The organism is Acidovorax sp. DW039, from assembly GCF_037101375.1.
Classification (GTDB): domain Bacteria; phylum Pseudomonadota; class Gammaproteobacteria; order Burkholderiales; family Burkholderiaceae_C; genus Acidovorax.
The window spans coordinates 180,387-203,733 of sequence record NZ_AP029020.1; the positions used below are offsets into that span (position 1 = coordinate 180,387).

Consider the following 23,347-nt stretch of genomic DNA (forward strand, 5'->3'; position numbering starts at 1 on the left):
CATTTCTTCAGTCTGAGCAGAATTATGAGTATCACCCTTTTAAAAAATACATCCACCCTCACGGGCCTACTGCCTCAAGGTGGTCCAGCGATTCCGATCACGCAACCGCCTTGTCTCTTTAGCGGCATAGATGTTGATTTGGAAGGAGTTGCACCACACCAGACGGGTGTTTGGGAATGTACTCCTGGAAAATTCCAGCGTGTGCTACCCAATGCCGAAGTCATGCACATTCTCCAAGGTGCATGTATCTTTACCCCCTCTGGGGGGCAGCCGCTTCAAATTCAAGCGGGTGACACGCTCTTCTTCCCGGCTCACACCACGGGGGAATGGCATGTCACTGAGACTTTGCGTAAGGTGTTCTTTATTGTTGCGCTTTAATTAAGAGGTGTTGGTAACGAGCAATCGTATGTACGTGGCCTGTTCATAGATAGTCCGGGTGTTGATTTTGGGTGCGGATGAAAACTTGGGCTACCAAGAGGTAGTTCACGTATTCCTACGAAAATCGACTCCGAGCTGTTGAGCTTTATATCGAGCTGGGCAAGCGTGTCAGACCGACTATCCTGCAGCTGGGCTATCCGACGAAGAATTCTTTGAAGGATTGGTACTGCGAGGATCAGCGGTGTCTGGATCTGCAGGAGTGAGATGCTCGTCACTGCAGCTGATTGAGCAAGATAGGTTGGTCGTGCAAAGCCCAAGAGGCGTTGGTGTGCACCCCCAACAAGAAATGGCTGACCGACATCATGGAGTTCCAGATTCCTGCAGGCAATGCCTACCCGTCGCCGATCATCGATTGCTTCGATGCGATGGTGGTGATCTGGACTATCCGGAACGGTTCGAATGCGGAGAGGGTTAACGCCATGCTGGCTGCAGACATAGAGACGGAGGCGTGGCTGGCTATTAAGTATCAGCGAGGCCAACGTCAACCGCCCGATGCCCCGCAAGGCCTGATCTCCAGACAACGCAGCCGGCGAGGGGATCTACGGTCGCTTCAAAAACAAAAAGGAACTGTTCCATCTTCTGGACTGGAAGATTCTGGACTGGAAGAGCGTCACCGCTGAGAAGTTCATTGAGGTTCTTGAAGACTACACCCGTCTGTACAACGAGAAGTGGAGCAAGAACTCCCGTGGTTTTCTCAGTCCCATTGAAGATCAGGGGAGTTTTGGTCCTGCCGCATAAAACCAGTCCAAGTTTTTATCGGCACCCATCCGGGGGGTGATGGGTCACTTCTGGGTGTAAATCGACATATACGGAACTTACGCAGCGCATGAACTCATCCCATGGGGCGCAGACGTACCTCTTATTTCATCCCATGCGCAAATTTATCTTTGGATAACTCGAAGTGGGTGGTACACCGCCAACCGTTGCGAATGGCGCTACGCGTCGTCGACTTGCACCAAACAGCAATCCAGCGGACACACTCCAGGGAGATCCAACATGGCCGGAATAGCCGGACACCGCCCGCCCAGCGGGCATCGCCATTGGCACATTCATTGGCACACGCTTTGGCGCAGCAGCCCTCTGCAAGGGCTGTGGGCATTGGCCTGCCTGCTGTGGCTGGCCCTGGCAGCCCCTGCGGCCCAGGCACAAAGCACCACCCTGCTGCCCGGTGCGTCTTTGGGCACCATCGCCAGCCAAACATCCAGCGGTACTTTCCACACCTGCGCGGTGACCACGGGCGGGGCCGTGCAGTGCTGGGGCGACAACGGCAGCGGTCAAACCACCGTGCCGACCGCGCTGCAAAGCGGCGGGGCCATGTACGTGGCGGCTGGCAGCGACCACACCTGCGCGGTGACCACGGGCGGGGCCGTTCAGTGCTGGGGCTACAGCGGCAACGGCCAAACCACCGTGCCGAACGCGCTGCAAACTGGCGGGGCCGTGTACGTGGCGGCTGGCTACAACCACACCTGCGCGGTAACCACGGGCGGAGCCGTTCAGTGCTGGGGCTACAACGACTACGGGCAAACCAACGTGCCGACTGCGTTGCAAAGCGGCGGGGCCGTGTCCGTGGCGGCTAGCCTCGACCACACCTGCGCGGTGACCACGGGCGGGGCAGTGCAGTGCTGGGGCAACAGCGGTACCGGTAAAACCACCGTGCCGACCGCGCTGCAAAGCGGCGGGGCCGTGTCTGTGGCGGCTGGCTTCTTCCACACCTGCGCGCTAACCACGGGTGGGGCCGTTCAGTGCTGGGGCCACAACGGCAACGGACAAACCGACGTGCCGACCGCGTTGCAAAGCGGCGGGGCCGTGTCTGTGGCGGCTGGCGGGTTCCACACCTGCGCGGTAACCACGGGCGGGTCTGTGCAGTGCTGGGGCGGCAACGGCAACGGGCAAACCACCGTGCCGACCACGCTGCAAGGCGGAGGGGCCGTGTCTGTATCGGCAGGCTACAACCACACCTGCGCGGTGACCACGGGCGGAGCCGTTCAGTGCTGGGGCTACAACGACTACGGGCAAACTACCGCGCCGGGCGCACTGCAAAGCAGCGGGGCATCTGTGGCGGCTGGCAGCAGCCACGCCTGCGCGGTGACCACTGGCGGGGCAGTGCAGTGCTGGGGCTACAACGGCAACGGGCAAACTGAAGTGCCGACCGCGCTGCAAAGCGGCGGGGCCGTGTCTGTGGCAGCTGGCGGCCTCCACACCTGCGCGGTGACCACGGGCGGGTCTGTGCAGTGCTGGGGCGACAACTACAACGGGCAAACCACCGTGCCGACCGCGCTGCAAAGCGGCGGGGCCGGGTCTGTGGCGTCTGGCAGCAGCCACACCTGCGCGGTGACCACGGGCGGGGCCGTGCAGTGCTGGGGCTACAACAGCAACGGGCAAACCACTGTGCCGACCGCGCTGCAAAGCGGCGGGGCCGTGTCTGTGACGGCTGGGGGCCTCCATACCTGCGCGGTGACCACGGGCAGGGCAGTGCAGTGCTGGGGCTATAACTACGACGGGCAAACCACCGTGCCGACCGCACTGCAAAGCGGCGGGGCCGTGTCTGTGGCGGCTGGCTTATTCCACACCTGCGCGGTGACCACGGGCGGGGCCGTGCAGTGCTGGGGCTACAACGGCAACGGGCAAACCGAAGTGCCGACCGCGTTGCAAAACGGCGGGGCCTCATCTGTGGCGGCTAGCGGCAACCACACCTGCGCGGTAACCACGGGCGGGGCCGTTAAGTGTTGGGGCCTCAACGGAAGCGGGCAAACCAACGTGCCGACCGCGCTGCAAAACGGCGGGGCCTTATCTGTGGCGGCTGGCGGCAACAACACCTGCGCGGTAACCACGGGCGGGGCCGTTCAGTGCTGGGGCTATAACGGCAACGGGCAAGCACCCAGTGTGGTGCGTGCTACCCAGACCTTGTCCTTTACCCCAGGCACTGTGGCTGCAGGCGCACCACTGCGTGGGTTGTCTCTGGGCGGCAGCATCACCCTGGCGGCCACCTCCTCGGCCAGTTCCGGCAGCCAGCCTGTCACCTACACCAGCTGGACTCCCAGTACGTGCACCGTCAGCAATGGGGTGCTGACTCCGGTGGCCGGAGCCAGTGCTGGCAGCCTGTGCGGAGTGGTGGCATCGCGAGCGGGTGAACACAGCAGCGCAGCCAGCTTGGCCGCTGCCCCCGCACAGGCGCGCGTGCTGTTGCTCACCCAGGCCACGCCCACGCTGGCAGTCAGCACCAATCCCGCCAGCCCCGTCGCCCTTGGCACACAAGTGGCACTCACGGCCACGCTGACGGGGGCCTCCAATGCCACGGGTAATGTGGTGTTTACTTCGGGTGGCACTACCCTGTGCTCCACCACCGTAGGGGCAAGCACCCCCAACGTGGCCACTTGCCCAGCCAGTGGCCTCGCTGTGGGCTCGCACACGGTGACGGCCAGCTATGTCGGTGATGCGAACCATGCTTCCGCCAGCGGCAGCACCACGCTCACTGTCGCAGCGGCTGCACTGTCACTGCCAGGCAGCGCAGGCCAAGCCACCGTGGATGTACAAGGCCCTGCAGGGTGTCTGATCCAGAGCCCGCAGTTCACAGCCACCCCACCAGCAGGCACGCCCACGCTGCAGAACGTGAGCTTCCCGTTGGGGGTGTTCAGCTTTACGGCCAGTGGGTCGGGATGCGGCAACGCCACGCTGAACGTGAAGATCGACTACCCCGCTGGCTCACTCACCGGCTTGCAGCCACGCAAGTACGGCCCCAGCGCAGCCAATGCTGCCCCCAGCTGGTTTAACTACGGCACCATCACTGGCGACTCTGTGAGCTACTCGGTGAAGGACAACGATGTGGGGGACAACGATCTGACAGCCGGGCAGATCAAGGATCCCTTTGCTCTGGTTCTGCCTGCAGCGGCGGCTGCCCCGGGGGGAGTGGCCTCCATTCCAACGCTCAGTGAGTGGGGGGTGATCTTGTTGTCTCTGATGACGCTGGGGATGGGGATGGTCAGGGTGCGTCGGCGCTCAATTTGAGGGTGACCTTGCTGGGGTGGAGGCAAAAGAGCCTCTGCCCCAGCAGACCCTGCGCCACTGGGGATGGCCTGCCATACCAGCTCACGGACCTCGCTCCTCATTATGTGCGGCTCTCCTCGCAAGGGTGTGCAGCTGCATACATTTTGTTAAATTCGTTGCATCTTTCTGGCCCGGCGTAATGTTCAGGCTGCAAATCGCAATCCGTCCTCCTCTTCAGATCGACACCCCTTTCATGCACCATCGGTTTTCTCCCCTCACTCGCTGCGCACTGCGCATCGCCGCATGGGCGGCTACTTTATTGGGCGGCACAGCTCAAGCGGCCATGACGGTCACGCCCAGCAGTGTCTCAGCAGGTATGGCCACCCTCACGCTGAACTCGACCAGCGCAGGCACGGGCTCATGGGTGCTGTTGCGGTCTGGCAGCTGCGGCAGTGCAGCCCAAACCCAGGCTGGGGTGGATGGTTCAGGCAATGCTGCGTACAGCAAGGGCAGCTTGGCACTGGCTGCCAACACCAGCAGCAACTACACCGTGCGCCGCCTTTTGCAGTCGCAGGCGTACACCGTGTGCGCCACCAACGGCTCGGATACGGTCAGCTCCAGCTTTACTACCCAAGCCATGGCTGCCTACAACAGCCCTGCTTGGCAGGTGGTGGGCACGGCGGGGTTTTCTGCTGGTATGGCGTCTAACCAGTCCCTAACGTTCGCCCCCGACGGCACGCCCTATGTGGCGTACCAGGATGGCGGCAACAGTTCAAAGACCACCGTGATGCGCTTTGACGGAACTGCTTGGCAAGTGGTGGGCACGGCGGGGTTTTCTGCGGGTGATGCGCAGCATCAGTCACTGGCGTTCGCTCCCGATGGCATGCCCTATGTGGCTTACCGGGATGGCGGCGCTGGCGGTAAGACCAAGGTGACGCGCTTTGACGGAGCTGTCTGGCAGGTAGTGGGCGATGCGGCGGGATTTTCTGCGGGTGATGCGCAGTATCAGTCCTTGGCATTCGCCCCCGACGGCACGCCCCATGTTGCGTACACAGATTACGGCAACAGTGGTAGGACCACGGTGACGCGCTTTGACGGAACTGCTTGGCAAGTGGTGGGCACAGCGGGTTTCTCTGCGGGCTATGCTTACAACCAGTCCTTGGCGTTCGCCCCCGACGGCACGCCCCATGTTGCATACCAAGACAGCGTCTATGGCGGTAAGACCGTAGTGATGCGCTTTGACGGAACTGCTTGGCAAGCGGTGGGCACTGCGGGATTTTCTGCGGGTAATGCGCAGTACCAGTCCTTAGCGTTCGCCCCCGACGGCACGCCCTATGTGGCATACCAGGATGGCGGCAACAGTTCAAAGACCACCGTGATGAGCTTTGACGGAACTGCTTGGCAAGTGGTGGGTACGGCGGGATTTTCTGCGGGCTATGCGTCTTACCAATCCCTGGCGTTCGCCCCCGACGGATCGCCCTATGTGGCGTACTCGGATTACGGCAATGGTGGTAAGGCCACGGTGATGCGCTTTGACGGAACGACCTGGCAAGCGGTGGGCACGGCGGGGTTTTCTGCGGATAATGCGGCAAGTCAATCCTTGGCGGTCGCCCCCGACGGCACGCCCTATGTGGCGTACACGGATTACGGCGCCGGTACTATGACCACTGTGATGCGCCTGACAGGCACGGCATCTGCCCCGACGGGCCTGGCAGCGGTGGTGGGCAATGGCGCAGTCACCTTGTCCTGGACAGCCCCCGCCAGCAACGGCGGCAGCGCCATACAAAGCTACGCCGTCACAGGCACACCCGCTGGTGGCGGAGCCACGGTCAGCTGCCCCGCTCCCGTTACGACCACCACCTGCACGGTGTCTGGACTGACCAATGGAGTTAGCTACACCTTCACCGTCACTGCTACCAATGCGGCTGGCAGCAGTAACCCGTCCAGCGCTGTATCGGCTACGCCTCAGTGGAGCCAGCCAGCCCTTGCCCTGCCTGGCGGCGGTAGCGCGGCGGTCCAGATCAGCGCCCCCCCTGGATGCACCATTTCTTCAGCGCAGTTCACCAGCACCGTGGCTGCTGGCGCACCCGCAGGAGCGAGCGCTCCCAAGGGCGTGTTCAGTTTTGAGGCTGCAGGGTGTTCTAACGCAACCCTCACTGTGCGTATCGATTACCCCTCAGGGACGCTGAATGGACTGCAGCCCTACAAATACGGCCCACAGACAAGCGGTGCGGCTTCTACCTGGTTCCGGCACGGCACGATCACCGGGGACTCTGTGACATACACCATCACGGACAACGGAGTAGGAGACAGTAATACTGCACTGGGTGCCATTGCGGACCCCTTCGCCCCTCTTTTGCTGGCAGCCACGCCCAGCGGAGTTGCTGCCATTCCTACACTCAGGGAATGGGCGTTGATCATGCTTTCGCTGTTGACTGCAGCGATCGGACTAGTTGGTCTGGGACGCTCGCGCCGCGCAGTTCCAAACTAAGGGTGGAGCAAAACGCTTGCATGCCTTGCTGATCATGGCGTTAGATTGCCGTGAGATGGTGGCGGCAAGGTAGAGCGGAGCTTGCCTCGGCGCGAGGGTGGCACACCTGCAAGACCGGCTTGCGGGTGGCCTGCGTGCTTTGCTCTCCAGCGCGCCTCACCGTGAGGGTGAGACGGCAGTGGCGAAACAATGCGGCAGCGCTATGTGAGCTTTCGGGTACCTTGGCGCTGTCCCAAACCTTGATGCCTGGATTGGTTGTAGTTAACTCCATAGGGCAACTCTTCACAAATCGGTTCTGTGTGTGCCATACCGATATGCGAAGTTAAAAGCACTCATGTTGAGTAACATTGGCGTGAGCGGGGAGCCCTCAGACGCTGCGCGGGGCCCTTGACCCCTGATATTCGGTTATCACGCTCACTGCACGTGAACTTGCACCATGCATGTAAGCAGCTTGCGGCTAGTCATCCACAGACTTGGCAACGCAAACAACGTGACGATCTGTGCCGTGTTCCTCTTGTGCCCACGGTAGCGCACTTTCACATACCCAAAACTGCTGCTTGAGCGCCCTGACCGGGTGCTCCATGTTGACGCCGATGCTCGCTTTAGGCCAACCAGCGCATCCACAGGCTTGTGCTTGTCAAAAGCCCAGCATAAGCCCGGGCGCATGGTCATACGCCAGCGTACGTTCAGTTCGCTTGGCAACCCCTTGATAGACCGCATCGCCAAATGCATCCGTTTCTTGCCCATGCGGCAGTCATTGGCCTCATCACGTCGTTCGGATTGTCACTGGTACCTCGCACGCTGTGCACCAGCCCAGACTCGGCGTCTACCCCGGATGTGCGCCTTCATGCCAAAGTATCATTGTTCACCCTTCTTGTTTTGGTGCATCTCAGGGCCTCTTGGCTTACCTTTGTTCTTGGTGGATGCCGGCGCCCTAATCAGCGTGGCACCCACTATGGTGTCTGCTCTGAGTTGTAGCCCTTTGGCTTTTGGCAGTGCATTGACCGTAGCGAGGATCTGATCGGCCAGCTTGTGGCGCTGCAACACAGGTCTAAAGCGCAGGATGCTCGATTCACTGCTGATGTACTCGTCCCAGTGTGACAGGCCTGTAAGTACCGAAAGGCTGGCACGTCGTGTAAGGCCTCCTCCATGGCCGGGTCGCTGAGCTTGGACCAATGCTGCATGAAGTGGATGCGCACCAGGGTTTGCCCTGTAAATGGTTACCGGCCCCGTCGCTCCCTCTGAGGGCCGCAGGGCTCTATCAGCGAGACTAATTCGGCCCAAGGGGCCAGCAGTTCATAGCATATAGAAGCTTGCGCTTGAGCGTGCATTTTGTGGTGTTGCTCAGAGCCAGTCCGCTTTGCTTCATGCACGTATTGTCAGGGCTTCATGCTTGCTCAAACATCACAGCAACACTCGTGTAGAGGATCATTAGCGTGAAAGGCTTTTTCGGTACTCACACTGAATATTGGATATGCACTCTTTCGTTTTCCCTCCCCTTCGCTCAGAGAAACGATGAGCTCTTTATCCATCAATAAGTTCATCACTGTGTTGATGGTTTGCTAAGGCGTCCCCTCAGCTCGCACGGAAGCGCTCTTGCACTCATTCAGTCTTGGTGCTCAGTAGCTTCGATGGTTTTTTTCACCGCATGCCTGCCTATGTAGTAGGGCTCCAGCGGAATATCGGTACGTCCTGTCGCCATCAGTTCGGCCATGGTCTCGCCCACCCCGGGACTGATGGCAAAGCCTTCGCCGTTGAAGCCGAACGCATAGTGCAAGCCGGGCACTTTGGCACTGGGACCCATGATGGGCTGCCAGTCGGGGGTGTAGCCCTCGATGCCGCTCCATACGCGAACCAGCTGTACATGCTCGAAAGCGGGGACAAACCGGCGCAGTTCGCGCAGCTGGCGCAGGATGTTGTCTGGCTTGACGTAGGCGCGCACATGGTCGGCATAGGCGGGGCCTTTGAGCCCACCGCCAAAGACAATGTTGCCGCGCGAGATCTGGCGGAAGTACAGGCCCTCGTGCTCGATGGGGGACGACAGGCCGATGGATGGGCCAATGGCGTAGGGCAGAGGCTCGGTCACACCCATCTGGGGGCCACGTGGTTCCAGGTGCACGCCTTCGCCAAACTGCTCTGCCATGCGGTTGGACCAGGCACCGCAGGCTACTAGCATCTGTGGCGCTCGGTAGCGGCGGCCGTCGGCGGTGTGGGCCGTAAAACCGCGGCCGTCGTGCTCTACCTTCAGCACTTCGGCGTGTTCCACGATGTTCGCCCCGGCACGGCGGGCTGCGCGGGCAAACGCTGGACCTGCCAGACGAGGGTTGGCGTGTCCATCTTCGGGCGAGTACGAGCCTGCCACCACTCCCGGCGCAAAAATGCCCCACCGCTTGCGCAACTGCTCGGCGGTCTGCATCTCCAGCCGCAAGCCGTAGGGCTTCACATCGTGCGTGTGCTTTTCGATGATGGCGGCCTGCTTTTCGGTGTAGCACACGCGCAGGTGGCCGTAGGGCACAAACTCCGCGTCTTCGCCCAGCAGGTCCTTGATACGGCCCCACACCGCACGGGCGCGGTTGGCCAGGGGCAGCTGGTGCAGCTCGCGGCCCTGGCGGCGCACGTTGCCAAAGTTGGTACCGCTGGCCTGGCGGCCCACCAGCTCACGCTCCAGCAGCGTGACGGACTTGCCATGTTGGCGCAGAAAGAAGGCGGTGGTGGTGCCCATCAGGCCGCCACCCAGCACCAGCACATCGCTCTCATGCGTGGTGGAGGATGGGTTTGTTTGAGGGTGTGCGCTGCTCATGGCTGCACCTCGCGCGTGTTCATCATCAACGGTTTGACGGGGGCTTGCGAGCGCAGGCGGCCCACCTGTTCAACTGGGATGCTGCAGGTGTGCGCGATGACTTCTGCCGCTGCATGGCCGCAAAAGCGCCCTTGGCAGCGGCCCATGCCCACGCGGCTGAAGGCCTTGGCGCGGTTGACTTCCTGGCTGTCCAGCTCGGTCACGCAGCGGCGCAGTTCGCCCGCTGTGATGGCTTCGCAGCGGCAGACGATGGCCTCGTCGGGCAGGGTGGCTGCCTGCTGGTGAGGCCACGGAAAGGCGTGGATCAGCCCTTGGCGAAACCGGTCCATGGTGACCAGCGTGCGGCGCAGTCCTGGGGCCTGTGCGCGGTAGGCGGCTTGCCCCGCTGCGTGACCTGCATCGTTCAGCGCGGCCAGTGCGGCCAGGCGGCCTGCGGCTTCAGCCCCGTCGGCACCCAGAATGCGGGTGCCATCGCCTGCCAAATAAACCCCTTGGGTGGAGCTGCGTCCATCCTCGTCAATTTGTGGCAGCCATTGGCGGCTCTGGGGCTCGAACACAAATTCGCACCGGGCCAGGTCGGCCAGTTGGGTCTCGGACCGCAGGTGCCAGCCCATGCCCACCGCGTCGCATTCAAAGCGCTGGGTGGCACCCTGAGTGGTGCGTACCGTCACGGCTTGTACGCCCAGGGTGTCATCACCATCAATCTCCAGGGGCGTGACTCCCTGCAGTACGGGTACGCCCGCAGCGCGCAGCCCACGGATCAGCCCTAGCCCTCGCAGTGCCAATGTGGGGCGGGCGAGCAGACCCATCAAGGCTTTGGCGGATTTGAAGAACGGTGCCGTGTCGAGCACGGCCACCACCTTGGCCCCCGCCTGTACATACTGCGAGGCCACGAGGTACAGCAGTGGCCCGCTGCCCATGAAAACAACATGCGAGCCAATGGAGCAGGCCTGGGCCTTGAGGGCGATTTGCGATGCCCCGAGGCTGTAGCAGCCTGAGCGGTGCCAGCCGGGCACAGGCATGAGGCGGTCGGTAGCGCCAGCGCACAGGATGAGCGCGTCATATGCGAGCGTTGCGGGTTCGCCCTGGCTCACCACATGCAGCTCGCCTGCCGTGTGATTCCAGGCAAGGGTGTCAGGCCGGTAGTCGATGTGGGGGCGCAGGGCATCAAAGCTGTTGTGCAGCGCTTGGGCCTTATCGGCTTCGGTACCGTAGAGCTTGCTATACGGCCGCTTGAACCCCTCGGGCTGGCGGCGGTAGATCTGGCCGCCGTCGCGGCGGCTCTCGTCCACTACGGTAGGGCGCAGTCCGACTTCGACCAGGGCCTGTGCGGCGCGCACGCCTGCTGGTCCGGTGCCAACGATGACGATGCGGGGGGCAGTCATGCGTGGCCCTCGCTGGCATGTGTTGCCCGTGCAGGCTGTGGTTTGCCATGGCGCTGCAATGATTCGGCTAAGTCTGGGGTCACCGGCCAGTGCTGTTCAGGCGGCCGCGTCAGCACTTCCATGCCTGCCTTCACGGGCGTGGAGCATGCTCGCAGGCGTTCGCCCTGGGGCGTCCACACCCAGCAGTCCTGGCAGGCGCCCATCAAACAAAAGCCTGCGCGCGCGCCATCGCCAAATTCGCTGTCGCGGGCGCGGCGGCCGTTGCACATCAGGGCCACCAGCAGGGTGTCGCCCTCCAGTGCAGTGCAGGGCTTTGTATCGATGGTAAGTGGGACGGCGGGCCGGTCGGCCTCGGCCAGCCGCACAAAGCGCGGCGGTGGGGTGTAGGCGGGTGCAGGCATGGGGTGTGAGTGATCAGGTCAGCGCTGGTGTGGAAACAGGCGCTCGATAGGGCAGTGCGTCTTGATGAAGGGCGACTTGATGACGATGTAGCTGAAATACTTTGCGATGCCCAGGTTGCGCTCCAGCAGGTCTTCGATCACTTCCTGGTAGTGGTTGACGCCACGGGTCAGAAAGCGCAGCAGGTAGTCATATCCGCCGCTGACCAAGTGGCACTCCAGCACCTCATCTACCTCGCGCAGCGCAGCTTCAAAGCGGGCAAAGTCTTCGCGTCGGTGGTCCGACAGGGTGACTTCGGTGAACACCGTGAGCGTATCGCCCAGCTTTTCCAGCCGCAGGTGGGCGCCGTAGCCTGCGATGTAGCCCGCCTGCTCCAGCCGCTTGACGCGAATGAGGCAGGGGCTTGGCGACAGGCCCACTGCATCAGCCAAATCCACATTGGTCATCCTGCCATTCTTTTGCAACTGGCCCAGAATGCGCAGGTCCAGGCGGTCGATCTTGAAGACTTCGTTCATCATGGTGTGCAGGGGCTTGAAGAAATGAGTGCATCCATTCTGCGGCTGTGCAGGGGGCTGTAGCGATGTGGTTTACACGTGTTCTTTCGGTACGCTTCAGTCTTTCAGGGCGGCCCGCACATCGGGTGCGGCCAGTACATCGTCCAGGGTTTTCTTCAGGCGCTCGAACATCAGGCCGAAGTCCGATTCGGTGAAGGTGAGGGCTGGCGCAAAGCCGAGGATGTTGTCGCCAAACGCTCGGAATACGATGCCATTGCGGTAGGCCGTGGCGGCCATGCGGGCAGGCAGCTCCAGCGCGGTATCAAACCCTGCCTTGGTTGTCTTGCTGCTCACCAGCTCCAGCGCGCCCAGCAAGCCGCGGTGGCGCGAATCGCCCACTAGCGGATGGGCCAGCAAGCTGTCCAGTCCCTGGGCAAATGCGCTAGCCACGCGCTGGCCGTTGGCCAGCACGCCGCCTTCTTCGTACAGGCGCAGCACTTCCAGGGCCACGGCCGCGCTCACCGGGTGGGCCGAGTAGGTGGCACCGTGGCCAATGGGTGCGCCTTTGGGCGCGCCATCGGCAATGGCGGCATACACCTTGTCGCTCATCAGTGTGGCACCCATGGGCACGTAGCCAGAGGTCAGGCCCTTGGCCACCGTCATCAGGTCGGGCTCCACACCTTCGGCGTCGCAGGCAAACATAGGCCCCGTGCGGCCAAAGCCGGTGATGACTTCGTCCACCACAAACAAGATGTCCAGCTCCCGTGCGGCCTCGCGCATGGACTTGAGCCAACCCTTGGGCGGCACGATGACGCCACCCGAACCCTGGATGGGCTCGCAGAAGAAGGCGGCTACGTTCTCGGCACCCAGCGCGGCCACTTTGGCTTTGAGCGCAGCGACAGACGCATCAATGATGGCCTGCCCGTCGGCCGGATTGGCGGCGCGGTAAGGGTTGGGCGAAGGGATGTAGTGCTGCGTGGGCAGGGGCAGGTCAAAACCCCGGTGGAACACCGGCAGCGCCGTGAGGCCCGCCCCGGTGGACGATGAGCCGTGGTAGCCGCGCTCCAGCGCAATGAAATGCTTTTTTTGGGGCTTGCCCAGGGCGTTGTAGTACTGCACGATGAAGCGCACCGCAGCGTCTACCGATTCAGACCCGCCCAGCGTGAGGTACACATGCTGCAGCGATGCGGGTGAGATCTGTACCAGTTTGTCCGCCAGGCGAATCGCGGGCTCGCTGCTGAAGTGGAAGTACCCGGTCGCATATGGCAGCTTGCGCATCTGGTCTGCGGCAGCCTGCACCACACTCTCTTGCCCGTAGCCTACGTTCACACACCACAGGCCTGCAAAGGCGTCGAGCAGTTGCTGGCCTTTGCCGTCAGTTAGCCAGATACCTTGTGCGCCCGTGAGGATGTTGGGACCGCGCTCTTCGTGCGCACGCCAAGGCGCTACGGGGTGGATCAGATGGGCTCGGTCTAGCGCATCCAGCGCGGCGAGTTGGGGCAGGGCATCGGAGTGCGTCATAGCAGTGGAAGGTGGTTGGCAATAGGCTTGCAAAGGTCTGAAATAAAGGGGCGCGAACTTCTACCTGCGCCACTTCATGAAGACAAGGTTAGGCCGATTGGCCCTCAACTTGGTGCTGCAATGGGGGGCTTTGGCACAGCAGCCTGCGGTTGTGGCGGCCGCTACAGCAGATCGTTTGGTACGCACTGGCGTGGTGCGCAAGCACGTAGCCCTGCCCAGAAATGCAGCAACCGCGCACAACGTTGGATGCCGATGATTGCATGTCTAGGGCGCCCTCAGTAGCCGCGTGCACGGTCCACCAGCCCTGTCATTGGCTGGTTTGCGTGAAAGCGGCGCAGGTTGTCGATCACCACTGCGGCTGCGCTCAGCGGCTGGGTCATGCTTGCAATGTGGGGCGTGATTTGCACTTGCGGGTGGCGCCACAGTGGGTGCGCTGGGGGCAGGGGCTCGGGGTCGGTCACGTCCAGCACCGCTTCGCTCAGTTGCCCTGTGGCCAGTGCAGCCAGCAGGTCGGCTGTCACCAGTTGTGGCCCTCGGCCCACATGCACCAATGCAGCGCCCGGAGGCAGGCGACCGAACAGGCCTGCATTCAAAAAGCCGCGCGTGGCTTCAGTCAGCGGCAACAGGCACACCAGTACATCGAGCTTTTCTAGAAAAGCGGGCAATTCGTCGTTGCCTGCGTAGCAGCAAATGCCGTTCATCTGGTGCCGGGAGCGGCTCCAGCCTGCGCAGGCAAAGCCCAGTCCTTGCAATGTTTGCAGAACGGCTTGCCCCAGCGAGCCCAGGCCTAGCACGCCCACGCGACGCTGGCTGGCAGGGCGTACGGGCACGGCCTTCCATTCGCCGCGCTGTTGTTGGCGGCGGTACTGGGGCATGTCGCGGTGCAGGTCCAGCACGGCGCGTGTCACGTACTCGATCATGCCTTGCACGATGCCAGGCTCCACCATGCGCACGACTGGCAGTGTGGGCGGCAGGGCAGCGAAGTTGAACTGGTCTACGCCAGCGCCCGAAGAGAACAGCACTTGGAGGTTCGGAAAACACTCTGAGATGTTTTCTGGAGGCTCCCATGCCGCCAGAAAGCGCACCTTGGTCGGATCGCCCATATCGGGCCAGATACGAAAATCGATTTCGGGTGCCTGGGCCCGGAATACCTCGGCCCACTGCCGTCCTCTTACAGGATCCGACTTATAGAGAAAAGTAGCGCTTGGCAAGGGAGGGAAGGAGCTCATGCTTCGGTGCTCAAAGGCAAAAATACGGGGTGAGAGAAATCAGCCCACGGCCTGGGTCACCAGGGCGAAGATCCTTGGTGCACCCAATGGATGCTGCAGGGCGCTGCCGCGCACCATGGTGGTGGGTGCGTCTACGCGCAGTAGTCCAATGTTTTCCAGCCACTCGGTCAACCCGGAGTCAAAGTCAATATCGATCCGAGTGAAGTGACCTGCGTTCATCCCTGCCAGGTGGGAAATGAGTGCTTTGGCGCCTTCTGCATCAGGAGCAATTACGGGTCCAATGATGTGTCCGCGCCCAAAGCGTCGAAGCATGGCAAAGCCTTGCTGCGTACCGTCATGGTCCAGTACCACACAGGCATCGGCCTGAGTCAGAAGATCCTCTATCAATGCATGGCGTGGCATGCCCCGCGCATTCATGTCTAGCGCCTGTAATGCGGCAGTTTCGTTCTGGCCTGCTGGGCGCAAGCGCCAGCCTGATGGCAATGCAATGAGTGGTGTAGGTTGTGCTATTCCCTGATGTTGGCGCACTTCGCCTGTACGTACAAAGCCCAGCCGCTCATATAAACCACGCCCCTCGGCTGTGGCATGCAGCAGTACTGTGCAGTTGTCCATGTCATCAAGCAGAGCCTTCATCAGCCTGTGGCCAATGCGGCGCCCCTGGCAAGCGGGTGTCACTATCACCAAACCAATAGTTGCGTGCGCTGGCCCCCAGCGCCAACGCAGCGCGGTGGCCAGGATCTGTCCATCGCGCTCCGCAACCAGACCTTCTGAATGGACAAACACTTGCTCCCAGTCAGTGGCGCGGTGCGGCCAGCGCAGCTCCGCCGACAAGGCATGGGCGCTTTGCAAATCGGCTTCTGTCATCTGTCGCAGTAGTACTCCGTCTTCGGCTGTGACTGCGTTTTCCAGTGCCGAGAAAGGGGGCTTTGAGTGCATGTGCGGCAACCTCTTGTCATTGAAATTGCTGTCTATCTTGGCCGACAACGTGCTGACACACCAGTGCGAATAAGGGTTTGCTAGCAACTTGCAAGCTTTGTCTGTCATGCCTGAGGGTTTTGCAATTCGCTGCGGAAGTCGGGGCTCTTACGGCGACAAATGCTGGGGCTTACTACCTAGCATCAGTGACTGATTCGACCGCAGCTGGGGATGCGTTGCTGCAGCTCCTTTTGCCCCTGGCCTTGCGGTTGCCTTCCCCGCTATTTCGCTTTCTTTGTCTCCTCATTTTGGGTGCCTGTATGTCGTTATTTGATCCCCGCTCCATCGCTGTCAGTAGCGGCCACTTCATTGGTGGCCGCTTGGTGCGAGACACCCCACGCCTTGGTGTGCTGCGCCCCTCTGACGGACAAACGCATGCCGACTTGCCACTGGCTGATGCCAGCACTGTGGATGCTGCGGTACAAAACGCTTGGCAGGCTTGGCGCAGCAGCGACTGGGCTCGCCGCGCGCCGCGTGACCGTGCCCGCGTGTTGCGCCGCTGGGCTGATCTGATTGACGCCGATGTGGCACTTTTGGCACCGTTGGAGGCCGTGTGCTCTACCCGTCCGGTGCGTGACGCCACGGCTTGGGATGTGCCATTTACGGCGGAGGGGCTGCGCTTTTTTGCCGAGTACGCCGACAAGCTGGGCGGCGACGTGGCTGCCACGCGGCACGACCACCTGGGGATGGTGGTTGCCGAGCCCTATGGGGTGGTGGGTGCCATCACGCCCTGGAATTTTCCGCTGGTGATGATGTCCTGGAAGGTGGGAGCCGCATTGGCCGCAGGCAATGCGGTGGTGCTCAAGCCTTCAGAGATGACACCATTTTCTGCTGTGCGCCTGGCTGAATTGGCGGTGCAAGCCGGTGTGCCTGCGGGCTTGTTCAATGTGGTGCAGGGCGATGGGCGCACCACGGGCGATGCGCTCACGCGCCACCCGCTCATTGCCAAGATGACATTCACCGGTTCTACGCGCACGGGTGCAGCCATCATGGCCAGCTGCGCGCTGCAAGGCCCCAAGCCTGTGACGCTGGAGCTGGGTGGCAAGAGCCCGCAACTGGTGTTTGACGATGCCCCTGACCTGGACCGCCTGGCGGGGATCATTGCCGGGGCTATCACTGGCAACGCCGGGCAGGTGTGTGTCGCGGGCTCGCGCCTGATCGTACAGCGTGGCATTGCAGAGGCCTTGGTGGATCGCATTGCTGCCAGGTTTGCGGCTTTGCGCCCCGGCGCCACCTGGGATGCCGATGCCACGTTGCCCCCCATCATCTCTGCGCCCCAGGCGGCGCGCATCTTGGACATTGTGGAGCGCGCATGCGATGCAGGCGCGCAAGTGCGCTGCGGTGGTGGCCTGTTTGATGGTGGGCCGGGCGGTGCGTACTTCCAGCCCACATTGATAGAGGGCGTGACGGCCTCCAACCCTGCGGTGCAGGAGGAAATCTTTGGCCCGGTGCTCACGGTGCAGACCTTTGACACCGAAGAAGAGGGCCTGGCCCTGGCCGCGCACGAGCACTATGGCCTGGCCGCCGGGGTGCACACCGCAGACATCGGCAGGGCCCTTCGTGCCATGCGGGGCATCTCTGCGGGCACGGTGTGGATCAACCGCTACGGGCGCAGCGCCGACTTCGTCATCCCTACCGGCGGCTACCACCAGTCGGGCATTGGCAAGGACCTGGGGCGCCAGGCGGTCGAGGCCAATTTGCGCTTCAAAAGCGTGCTCATCGACTTTGCTGCAGCGCACTAATGGTGCGGGTCTGCACGCATGCAGTGCACACCGCACGGCATGCCGTAGCCCCCCACTCAAAGCGCAACTTTCTGGCGTGGACAGGGCCCATTTCCCAACATGTTCTGCGCCCTTGCATGCTCCAATGAATTTGTAATAACTCTGTCGCAAACGGTAATTAAGGGATGCGACCCGCTGCGGTCGGTGACCGTTCAAACTGGAATCGAGACCATGACTTTTCGCCCCAAGTACGTGACTTTTGACTGCTACGGAACGCTCACCCGCTTTCGCATGGGTGAGATGACACGTGAGCTGTTTGCCGACCGCATTCCTGCGCAGCACATGGAGCAGTTCATTGCCGACTTCACGGCCTATCGCTTCGATGAAGTGCTAGGCGACTGGCAACCCTATGAGGTGGTGCTGAAGAACGCCGTGCGCCGCCTGTGCAAGAAGTGGAGGATCCAGTACTTCGATGCAGACGGCCAAAAGTACTACGACGCCGTGCCCACCTGGGACCCTCACGCGGACGTGCCTGCAGGCCTGGCCAAGGTGGCCAAGGAGATCCCGCTGGTGATCCTGTCTAACGCCGCTGACGACCAGATCCAGAAGAACGTGGCCATGCTGGGTGCCCCATTCCATCGGGTTTACACCGCACAGCAAGCCCAGGCCTACAAGCCGCGCCTCAAGGCCTTTGAGTACATGCTCGACTCGCTGGGTTGCAACCCGGAAGATGTGCTGCACGTGTCCTCCAGCCTGCGCTACGACCTTATGTCGGCCGACGACATCGGCATCAAGAACAAGGTGTTTGTGAACCGTGGCCACGGCCCTGGTAACCCGGCCTACGGATACACCGAGATCCAGGACATTGGCGGCCTGCCCGGTGTGGTGGGCCTCTGACGCCCGCGATGGCCCAGCCCCCTTCTTTGTATCGCTGACCTGCCCACACCATGAAGCTCGACTCGTACTGGAATGATGCCATGCCCCTGTGGCCAGCAGGTGCTGCGGGAGGCCCACGCAGCCTGCCTGGCAAGGTCGATGTGGCCATTGTGGGCGGTGGCTTTACCGGCCTGTCTGCCGCACTGGCCCTGGCTCGCAAGGGCGCCCGTGTGGTGGTGCTGGAGGCTGGCCCCACCATAGCGCCCGAGGCATCGGGCCGCAATGGCGGGCATGTCAACAATGGCTTGGCGGTGGACTACGCCGATGTCGCTGCCAAAGTGGGGGTGGAGAAGGCTCGCGACTGGTACCACGCTTACGACGATGCAGTGAACACGGTGGCGCGTCTGGTGCAGCAGGAGTCCATCGATTGCGACTTTCTGCGCCACGGCAAACTCAAGCTGGCCACGCGCCCCCACCAGATGGACGCGCTGCAGCGCAGTGCTGAGCGCTTGGTGGCAGATGGTGTGGACACTGATGTAGAGATACTGAGCGCTGAGCGTGTGCGCGCCGAGGTGCAAAGCGAGCGTTTTCATGGCGGCTTGCTGTACAAGCGCAGCGCGCAGATGCACATGGGCCGTTTTGCCCACGGGCTGGCCCATGCCGCCGAGCGCCAAGGTGCCACCATTTGTACCAACACCTGTGTCAACCGGCTGGAGCGCGTGCAAGGGCAGGTGCACCGCCTGCATACGGCGCAAGGTACCGTCACGGCCCAGCAGGTGCTGCTGGCCACGGGTGCGTCGCGCCATGGCAGCTACGGCAGCTTTGGTTGGCTGCGCCGGCGCATCGTGCCCATTGGCAGTTTCATCGTGGTCACAGAGCCTTTGGGGGCGGAGCGTGCCCAGGCCTTGCTGCGCGAGCGCCGCACCTACACCACCATTGCCAACATCCACCATTACTTCCGCCTCACAGCAGACCACCGGCTGGTGTTTGGCGGGCGTGCACGCTTTGCCATCTCCAGCCCGCAGTCAGACGCCGCCAGCGGCGAGATCCTGCGTGCAGGTCTGGCCGAGACCTTCCCGCAACTGGGCCCCGTGCGGCTCGATTATTGCTGGGGTGGTCTCGTGGACATGACCCAGGACCGCCTGCCGCAAGCGGGCGAGCGCGATGGCCTGTTTTATTCCATGGGCTACAGCGGCCACGGCACGCAGATGTCGGTGCACATGGGCGAGCGCATGGCCGAAGTGATGGCAGGCAATGCGGCGGCGAACCCCTGGCAGGGGCGCCACTGGCCCGCCATTCCGGGCCACTTCGGCCCCCCTTGGTTTCTGCCTGCCGTGGGCCTGTACTTCAGGCTCAAAGACCGTCTGGCGTGATGCCGCATTCGCTGACAGCCGTATTTGCCCCGCGTGATTTTTCAATAACCACAACCCTGACCCCCACCCCTTTTCAACCAGGAGAGCGACCATGAGCGATAGCCACAAACAGTTCGAGAACCTTGTCGGTCCCAGCGAGAGCATGCGAGTGATGGAATCGCTCAAACGCGGTGCGTCTCGCCGCGATGTGCTCGCCATGCTCATGGCCTGCGGTATGCAGGCGGGCGCGGCGGGTGGCCTGGCAAGTTTGGCCACCTCGGCCCATGCGCAGACGCCCAAGCGCGGCGGGCGCATTCGCGTGGCCGGGGCCACGGCAGCCGCCACCGACACGCTGGACCCTGCCAAGCAGTCCAACCAGACCGATTACTCGCGCGGCAGCATGATCTACAACGGTTTGACTTCGCTGGATGGATCGCTCACTCCCCAGCCAGCGTTGGCTGAATCGTTCACCACGCAAGATGCCAAGACCTGGGTGTTCACCCTGCGCAAGGGTGTGGTCTTCCACGATGGCAAGGCCCTGTCACCAGCCGATGTGGTGTTCTCCATCCTTCGGCACAAGGACCCCGCCACGGCATCCAAGGCCAAGGTGCTGGCCGACCAGATCGAGACAGTGCGCGCTAGCGGCCCCAATGAGGTCACCATGGTGCTGTCCGCCCCCAATGCAGACTTGCCTGTGATCCTGGGAACATTCCACTTTTGCATCGTCAAGGACGGCACCACCGACTTCAATGCAGGCATCGGTACCGGCCCCTACAAGCTCAAGGAATTCAAGCCTGGTGTGCGTTCGTTGGTGGTGCGCAATGAAGCCTACTGGAAGCCCGGCAAACCTTACCTGGACGAGATTGAGTTCGTTGGCATTGGGGATGAGACGGCCCGTGTGAATGCGCTGCTGTCGGGTGGTATGGACTTGGTCGCCTCGGTGAACCCCCGTTCCGTGGCTCGTGTCAAGGGCACGCCGGGCTACGCCATCTTTACGACGCAGTCGGGCCAGTACTCTGACCTGATCATGCGCAAAGACATGGGGCCTGGAATGAGCCCTGACTTTGCGATGGCCATGAAATACCTGTTCGATCGAGAACAGATGAAAAAGACCATTGCCCTGGACTACGCCGTGCTGGGCAACGATCAGCCTATCGACCCAACCAACCGCTTCCACTTCAAGGACCTGCCACAACGCGGCTTTGACCTGGACAAGGCCAAGTTCCATCTGCAGAAGTCTGGTGTCACGGGCAAGATTCCCATGGTTGTCTCGCCAGCGGCGATGTACTCGGTGGAGATCGCGCTGCTGCTGCAGCAAGCCGGCCAGCGCATCGGACTCGACATCGACGTCAAGCGCATGCCTGCCGACGGCTACTGGTCCAACCACTGGCTCAACAGCCCCGTGGGCTTTGGCAACGTCAACCCGCGCCCCAGCGCCGACACCATCCTCACGCAGTTCTTTAAGTCCGATGCGGCCTGGAACGAATCGCGCTGGAAGAGTGCGCAGTTCGACCAGTTGCTGCTGGCCTCACGCGCCGAGACCGATTTGCCCAAGCGCAAGCAGATGTATGCCGACATGCAGACCATGATCCACAACGAGGCGGGCATTGGTATTCCGCTGTTCCTAGCCAGCATCGACGGCCATTCGACCAAGCTCAAGGGCTTGTCTCCCATTCCGCTGGGCGGCCTGATGGGCTACTCGTTCGCCGAGCACGTCTGGCTGGACGCCTGACACACGGGTCCCGGCACACTGCCATGGAAGGCTTTGCATGAACCGCGTGATTCTCTCGCTGCTGGCCAAGCGCCTGTTCTTTGCGCTGCTGTCGTTGCTGTCGGTTTCGGTGATTGTTTTTTCGATCACCGCCGTGCTGCCCGGCGACGCTGCTCAAGAGCAGCTGGGTCAGGAGGCGACCCCTGAGGCTTTGGCGGCCTTGCGTGCCCAGATGGGGCTGAATGTGCCCGCCCCCGAACGCTATTTGAAGTGGCTGTGGGGCGTAGTGCGTGGTGATTTGGGGCAGTCCGTGACGACGCAGATGCCAGTGGCCGAACTGGTGGGCAGCCGCCTTCCCAACTCGTTGCTGCTGGCGGCGGTAACGGCGCTGTTCTCAGTGCCTATTGCCCTGGTGTTGGGTATTACCTCTGCGGTGTGGCGCGGCTCGTGGCTGGATCGCGTTGCCTCAGGCCTATCGGTGGCCGTGGTGTCGGTGCCAGAGTTTCTGGTGGCCACGCTGGCAGTGCTGGTGTTTGCCGTGCAGTTGCGCTGGCTGCCTGCACTCTCGTACGCCAGCAATATTGAATCGCTGGGCCAGATGCTGCGTGCCTTTGCCATGCCGGTGCTTACCCTGTGCTGCGTGATTGTGGCGCAGATGATGCGTATGACCCGCGCCGCAGTGATCGACCAGCTGGAGGCTCCTTACATCGAGATGGTGCGCCTCAAGGGGGCATCGCCCATGCGCATGGTGTTGGCCCACGCACTGCCCAACGCCGTGGGGCCGATTGCCAACGCCGTAGCGCTTTCGCTGTCGTATCTGTTGGGAGGGGTGATCGTGATCGAGACCATCTTCAACTACCCCGGCATCGCCAAGCTGATGGTCGATGGCGTGACCCAACGCGACATGCCACTGGTGCAAACCTGCGCCATGATTTTCTGCACGGGTTACCTGTTGCTCGTAACACTGGCCGATGTGTGCGGCATTGTGGCCAACCCCCGTTTGCGCCACCGCTGATGAGGGCAGGAGCGAACCATGCACATACCAAAACATCGGCACATGCTGCTGAACACCGCCGAAACCACGGGGATCTTTTGATGGACACACTTCCTTCTTTGGCCGCCCCGGCGGTCCCTGCTTCCCGTCGCAACGGGGTGGGGCGTTGGCTGGCAGGCTTTGGTTTTTCCGGATTGGTCGGGCTGGTCATTCTGGTGTTCTGGCTCGCCACGGCGCTGGCGGGGCCCGCGCTGCTGCCCAGGTCGCTGGTGGACTTGCAGGCGTCTGTGGTCTATGCCCCCATCGATGCGACCCATTGGCTTGGCACCGACTACCTTGGGCGCGACATGCTGGTGCGCGTAGTGCAGGGCGCCCGCTACACCGTGGGGCTGGCACTGGTCGCCACCCTGCTGGCCAGTGGCACAGGCACGGTGCTGGCGTTGCTGGCCGCATCCAGTGGTCCGGTGCTGGATACAGTGCTCAGCCGCTTGCTCGATACGCTGACCTCCATTCCCAGCAAGATGTTTGCGCTGGTGCTGGTGGCAGGCTTTGGGTCTTCAGTGGGCATGCTGGTGTTTACGGCCGCGCTCATCTACGTGCCTGGGGCCTTTCGCATCGCCCGCTCGCTGGCCGTCAACATCAATGCGCTGGACTACGTGACGGTGGCACGCACACGCGGTGAAGGCAAGCTCTACATCATGCTGCGCGAGATACTGCCCAACATCATCGGTCCCATGCTGGCTGACCTAGGGCTGCGCTTTGTGTACGTGGTGCTGCTGCTGGCCAGCCTGAGCTTTCTGGGCCTGGGCATTCAACCCCCCGAGGCCGACTGGGGCTCGCTGGTGCGCGAGAACATCGGGGCGCTGTCAGAGGGTAGCTCTTCGGTGATTGCCCCCGCGTTGGCCATTGCCAGTCTGACGATTGCTGTCAACCTCGTGATTGACAACCTGCCGGGCCGTGCGGCCCGCGAACGTTAA

General features: G+C 62.2%; 16 protein-coding genes and 2 pseudogenes. 10 read left to right on the forward strand and 8 right to left on the reverse strand.

What is annotated here, in order from left to right:
* The first annotated feature begins 24 nt into the window (after positions 1-24).
* The 4 genes and pseudogenes from AACH87_RS22535 to AACH87_RS22550 all read left to right on the forward strand — a co-directional run bounded on the left by AACH87_RS22535 (position 25) and on the right by AACH87_RS22550 (position 6,913).
* Positions 25-378 (forward strand): cupin domain-containing protein, encoded by a 354-nt coding sequence (locus AACH87_RS22535; protein ID WP_338799354.1) that lies wholly within the window; start codon positions 25-27, stop codon positions 376-378.
* 335 nt (positions 379-713) lie between these two features.
* Positions 714-1,176 (forward strand): annotated as a pseudogene (locus AACH87_RS22540) (IS3 family transposase); the annotation flags it as partial.
* 258 nt (positions 1,177-1,434) lie between these two features.
* Positions 1,435-4,443, forward strand: a complete 3,009-nt coding sequence (locus AACH87_RS22545; protein WP_338799355.1) for an IPTL-CTERM sorting domain-containing protein — start codon at positions 1,435-1,437, stop codon at positions 4,441-4,443.
* A 232-nt stretch (positions 4,444-4,675) separates the two neighbouring features.
* A complete protein-coding gene (locus AACH87_RS22550) occupies positions 4,676-6,913 on the forward strand; it encodes a choice-of-anchor U domain-containing protein (RefSeq protein WP_338799079.1) in 2,238 nt (745 codons plus the stop codon).
* A gap of 414 nt (positions 6,914-7,327) precedes the next feature.
* On the opposite strand, the pseudogene AACH87_RS22555 reads toward AACH87_RS22550, so the two are convergent.
* The 8 genes and pseudogenes from AACH87_RS22555 to AACH87_RS22590 form a co-directional block, all read right to left on the reverse strand.
* A pseudogene (locus AACH87_RS22555) lies at positions 7,328-8,282 on the reverse strand (IS5 family transposase).
* A gap of 237 nt (positions 8,283-8,519) precedes the next feature.
* A complete protein-coding gene (locus tag AACH87_RS22560) occupies positions 8,520-9,713 on the reverse strand; it encodes an FAD-binding oxidoreductase (RefSeq protein ID WP_338799081.1) in 1,194 nt (397 codons plus the stop codon).
* Positions 9,710-11,098 carry an NAD(P)/FAD-dependent oxidoreductase gene (locus AACH87_RS22565; protein WP_338799082.1) on the reverse strand — a complete coding sequence of 463 codons (1,389 nt, stop codon included), beginning with the start codon at positions 11,096-11,098 and terminating at the stop codon, positions 9,710-9,712. Before AACH87_RS22565 ends, AACH87_RS22560 begins: the two co-directional genes overlap by 4 nt.
* Complete coding sequence (locus AACH87_RS22570) at positions 11,095-11,499, reverse strand: (2Fe-2S)-binding protein (RefSeq protein ID WP_338799084.1); 405 nt, start codon at positions 11,497-11,499, stop codon at positions 11,095-11,097. Before AACH87_RS22570 ends, AACH87_RS22565 begins: the two co-directional genes overlap by 4 nt.
* Before the next feature lie 18 nt (positions 11,500-11,517).
* Positions 11,518-12,012, reverse strand: a complete 495-nt coding sequence (locus tag AACH87_RS22575; RefSeq protein ID WP_338799363.1) for an Lrp/AsnC family transcriptional regulator — start codon at positions 12,010-12,012, stop codon at positions 11,518-11,520.
* Between the two features lie 96 nt (positions 12,013-12,108).
* Positions 12,109-13,512: an aspartate aminotransferase family protein gene (locus AACH87_RS22580; RefSeq protein ID WP_338799085.1), complete on the reverse strand. Its 1,404-nt coding sequence runs from the start codon at positions 13,510-13,512 to the stop codon at positions 12,109-12,111.
* Between the two features lie 275 nt (positions 13,513-13,787).
* Positions 13,788-14,741, reverse strand: a complete 954-nt coding sequence (locus tag AACH87_RS22585) for a glyoxylate/hydroxypyruvate reductase A (RefSeq protein WP_338799086.1) — start codon at positions 14,739-14,741, stop codon at positions 13,788-13,790.
* 39 nt (positions 14,742-14,780) lie between these two features.
* On the reverse strand, positions 14,781-15,677 hold the full coding sequence (locus AACH87_RS22590) for a GNAT family N-acetyltransferase (RefSeq protein ID WP_338799088.1): 897 nt from the start codon (positions 15,675-15,677) through the stop codon (positions 14,781-14,783).
* A 299-nt stretch (positions 15,678-15,976) separates the two neighbouring features.
* Between AACH87_RS22590 and AACH87_RS22595 the strand changes: the two genes are divergently transcribed.
* From AACH87_RS22595 to AACH87_RS22620, 6 genes are all read left to right on the forward strand, one after another.
* A complete protein-coding gene (locus AACH87_RS22595; RefSeq protein WP_338799089.1) occupies positions 15,977-17,458 on the forward strand; it encodes an aldehyde dehydrogenase family protein in 1,482 nt (493 codons plus the stop codon).
* A gap of 210 nt (positions 17,459-17,668) precedes the next feature.
* The gene (locus tag AACH87_RS22600; RefSeq protein WP_338799090.1) at positions 17,669-18,334 is read left to right on the forward strand and encodes a haloacid dehalogenase type II; all 666 of its coding nucleotides are present in this window, start codon (positions 17,669-17,671) and stop codon (positions 18,332-18,334) included.
* 50 nt (positions 18,335-18,384) lie between these two features.
* Entirely contained in the window at positions 18,385-19,686 is a 1,302-nt protein-coding gene (locus tag AACH87_RS22605) for an FAD-binding oxidoreductase (RefSeq protein ID WP_338799091.1), read from the forward strand.
* 91 nt (positions 19,687-19,777) lie between these two features.
* Complete coding sequence (locus tag AACH87_RS22610; RefSeq protein WP_338799093.1) at positions 19,778-21,397, forward strand: ABC transporter substrate-binding protein; 1,620 nt, start codon at positions 19,778-19,780, stop codon at positions 21,395-21,397.
* A gap of 37 nt (positions 21,398-21,434) precedes the next feature.
* Entirely contained in the window at positions 21,435-22,391 is a 957-nt protein-coding gene (locus AACH87_RS22615) for an ABC transporter permease (protein WP_338799094.1), read from the forward strand.
* Between the two features lie 80 nt (positions 22,392-22,471).
* On the forward strand, positions 22,472-23,347 hold the full coding sequence (locus tag AACH87_RS22620) for an ABC transporter permease (protein WP_338799095.1): 876 nt from the start codon (positions 22,472-22,474) through the stop codon (positions 23,345-23,347).

What these genes read in the sequence shown, in the direction of transcription:
- AACH87_RS22575 (WP_338799363.1), bottom strand. Translation starts at nt 12,012, where the DNA reads ATGAACGAAGTCTTCAAGATCGACCGCCTGGACCTGCGCATTCTGGGC.
- AACH87_RS22595 (WP_338799089.1), top strand. Translation starts at nt 15,977, where the DNA reads ATGTCGTTATTTGATCCCCGCTCCATCGCTGTCAGTAGCGGCCACTTC.
- AACH87_RS22535 (WP_338799354.1), top strand. Translation starts at nt 25, where the DNA reads ATGAGTATCACCCTTTTAAAAAATACATCCACCCTCACGGGCCTACTG.
- AACH87_RS22565 (WP_338799082.1), bottom strand. Translation starts at nt 11,098, where the DNA reads ATGACTGCCCCCCGCATCGTCATCGTTGGCACCGGACCAGCAGGCGTG.
- AACH87_RS22610 (WP_338799093.1), top strand. Translation starts at nt 19,778, where the DNA reads ATGAGCGATAGCCACAAACAGTTCGAGAACCTTGTCGGTCCCAGCGAG.
- AACH87_RS22550 (WP_338799079.1), top strand. Translation starts at nt 4,676, where the DNA reads ATGCACCATCGGTTTTCTCCCCTCACTCGCTGCGCACTGCGCATCGCC.
- AACH87_RS22585 (WP_338799086.1), bottom strand. Translation starts at nt 14,741, where the DNA reads ATGAGCTCCTTCCCTCCCTTGCCAAGCGCTACTTTTCTCTATAAGTCG.
- AACH87_RS22620 (WP_338799095.1), top strand. Translation starts at nt 22,472, where the DNA reads ATGGACACACTTCCTTCTTTGGCCGCCCCGGCGGTCCCTGCTTCCCGT.
- AACH87_RS22560 (WP_338799081.1), bottom strand. Translation starts at nt 9,713, where the DNA reads ATGAGCAGCGCACACCCTCAAACAAACCCATCCTCCACCACGCATGAG.
- AACH87_RS22545 (WP_338799355.1), top strand. Translation starts at nt 1,435, where the DNA reads ATGGCCGGAATAGCCGGACACCGCCCGCCCAGCGGGCATCGCCATTGG.
- AACH87_RS22590 (WP_338799088.1), bottom strand. Translation starts at nt 15,677, where the DNA reads ATGCACTCAAAGCCCCCTTTCTCGGCACTGGAAAACGCAGTCACAGCC.
- AACH87_RS22570 (WP_338799084.1), bottom strand. Translation starts at nt 11,499, where the DNA reads ATGCCTGCACCCGCCTACACCCCACCGCCGCGCTTTGTGCGGCTGGCC.
- AACH87_RS22600 (WP_338799090.1), top strand. Translation starts at nt 17,669, where the DNA reads ATGACTTTTCGCCCCAAGTACGTGACTTTTGACTGCTACGGAACGCTC.
- AACH87_RS22605 (WP_338799091.1), top strand. Translation starts at nt 18,385, where the DNA reads ATGAAGCTCGACTCGTACTGGAATGATGCCATGCCCCTGTGGCCAGCA.
- AACH87_RS22615 (WP_338799094.1), top strand. Translation starts at nt 21,435, where the DNA reads ATGAACCGCGTGATTCTCTCGCTGCTGGCCAAGCGCCTGTTCTTTGCG.
- AACH87_RS22580 (WP_338799085.1), bottom strand. Translation starts at nt 13,512, where the DNA reads ATGACGCACTCCGATGCCCTGCCCCAACTCGCCGCGCTGGATGCGCTA.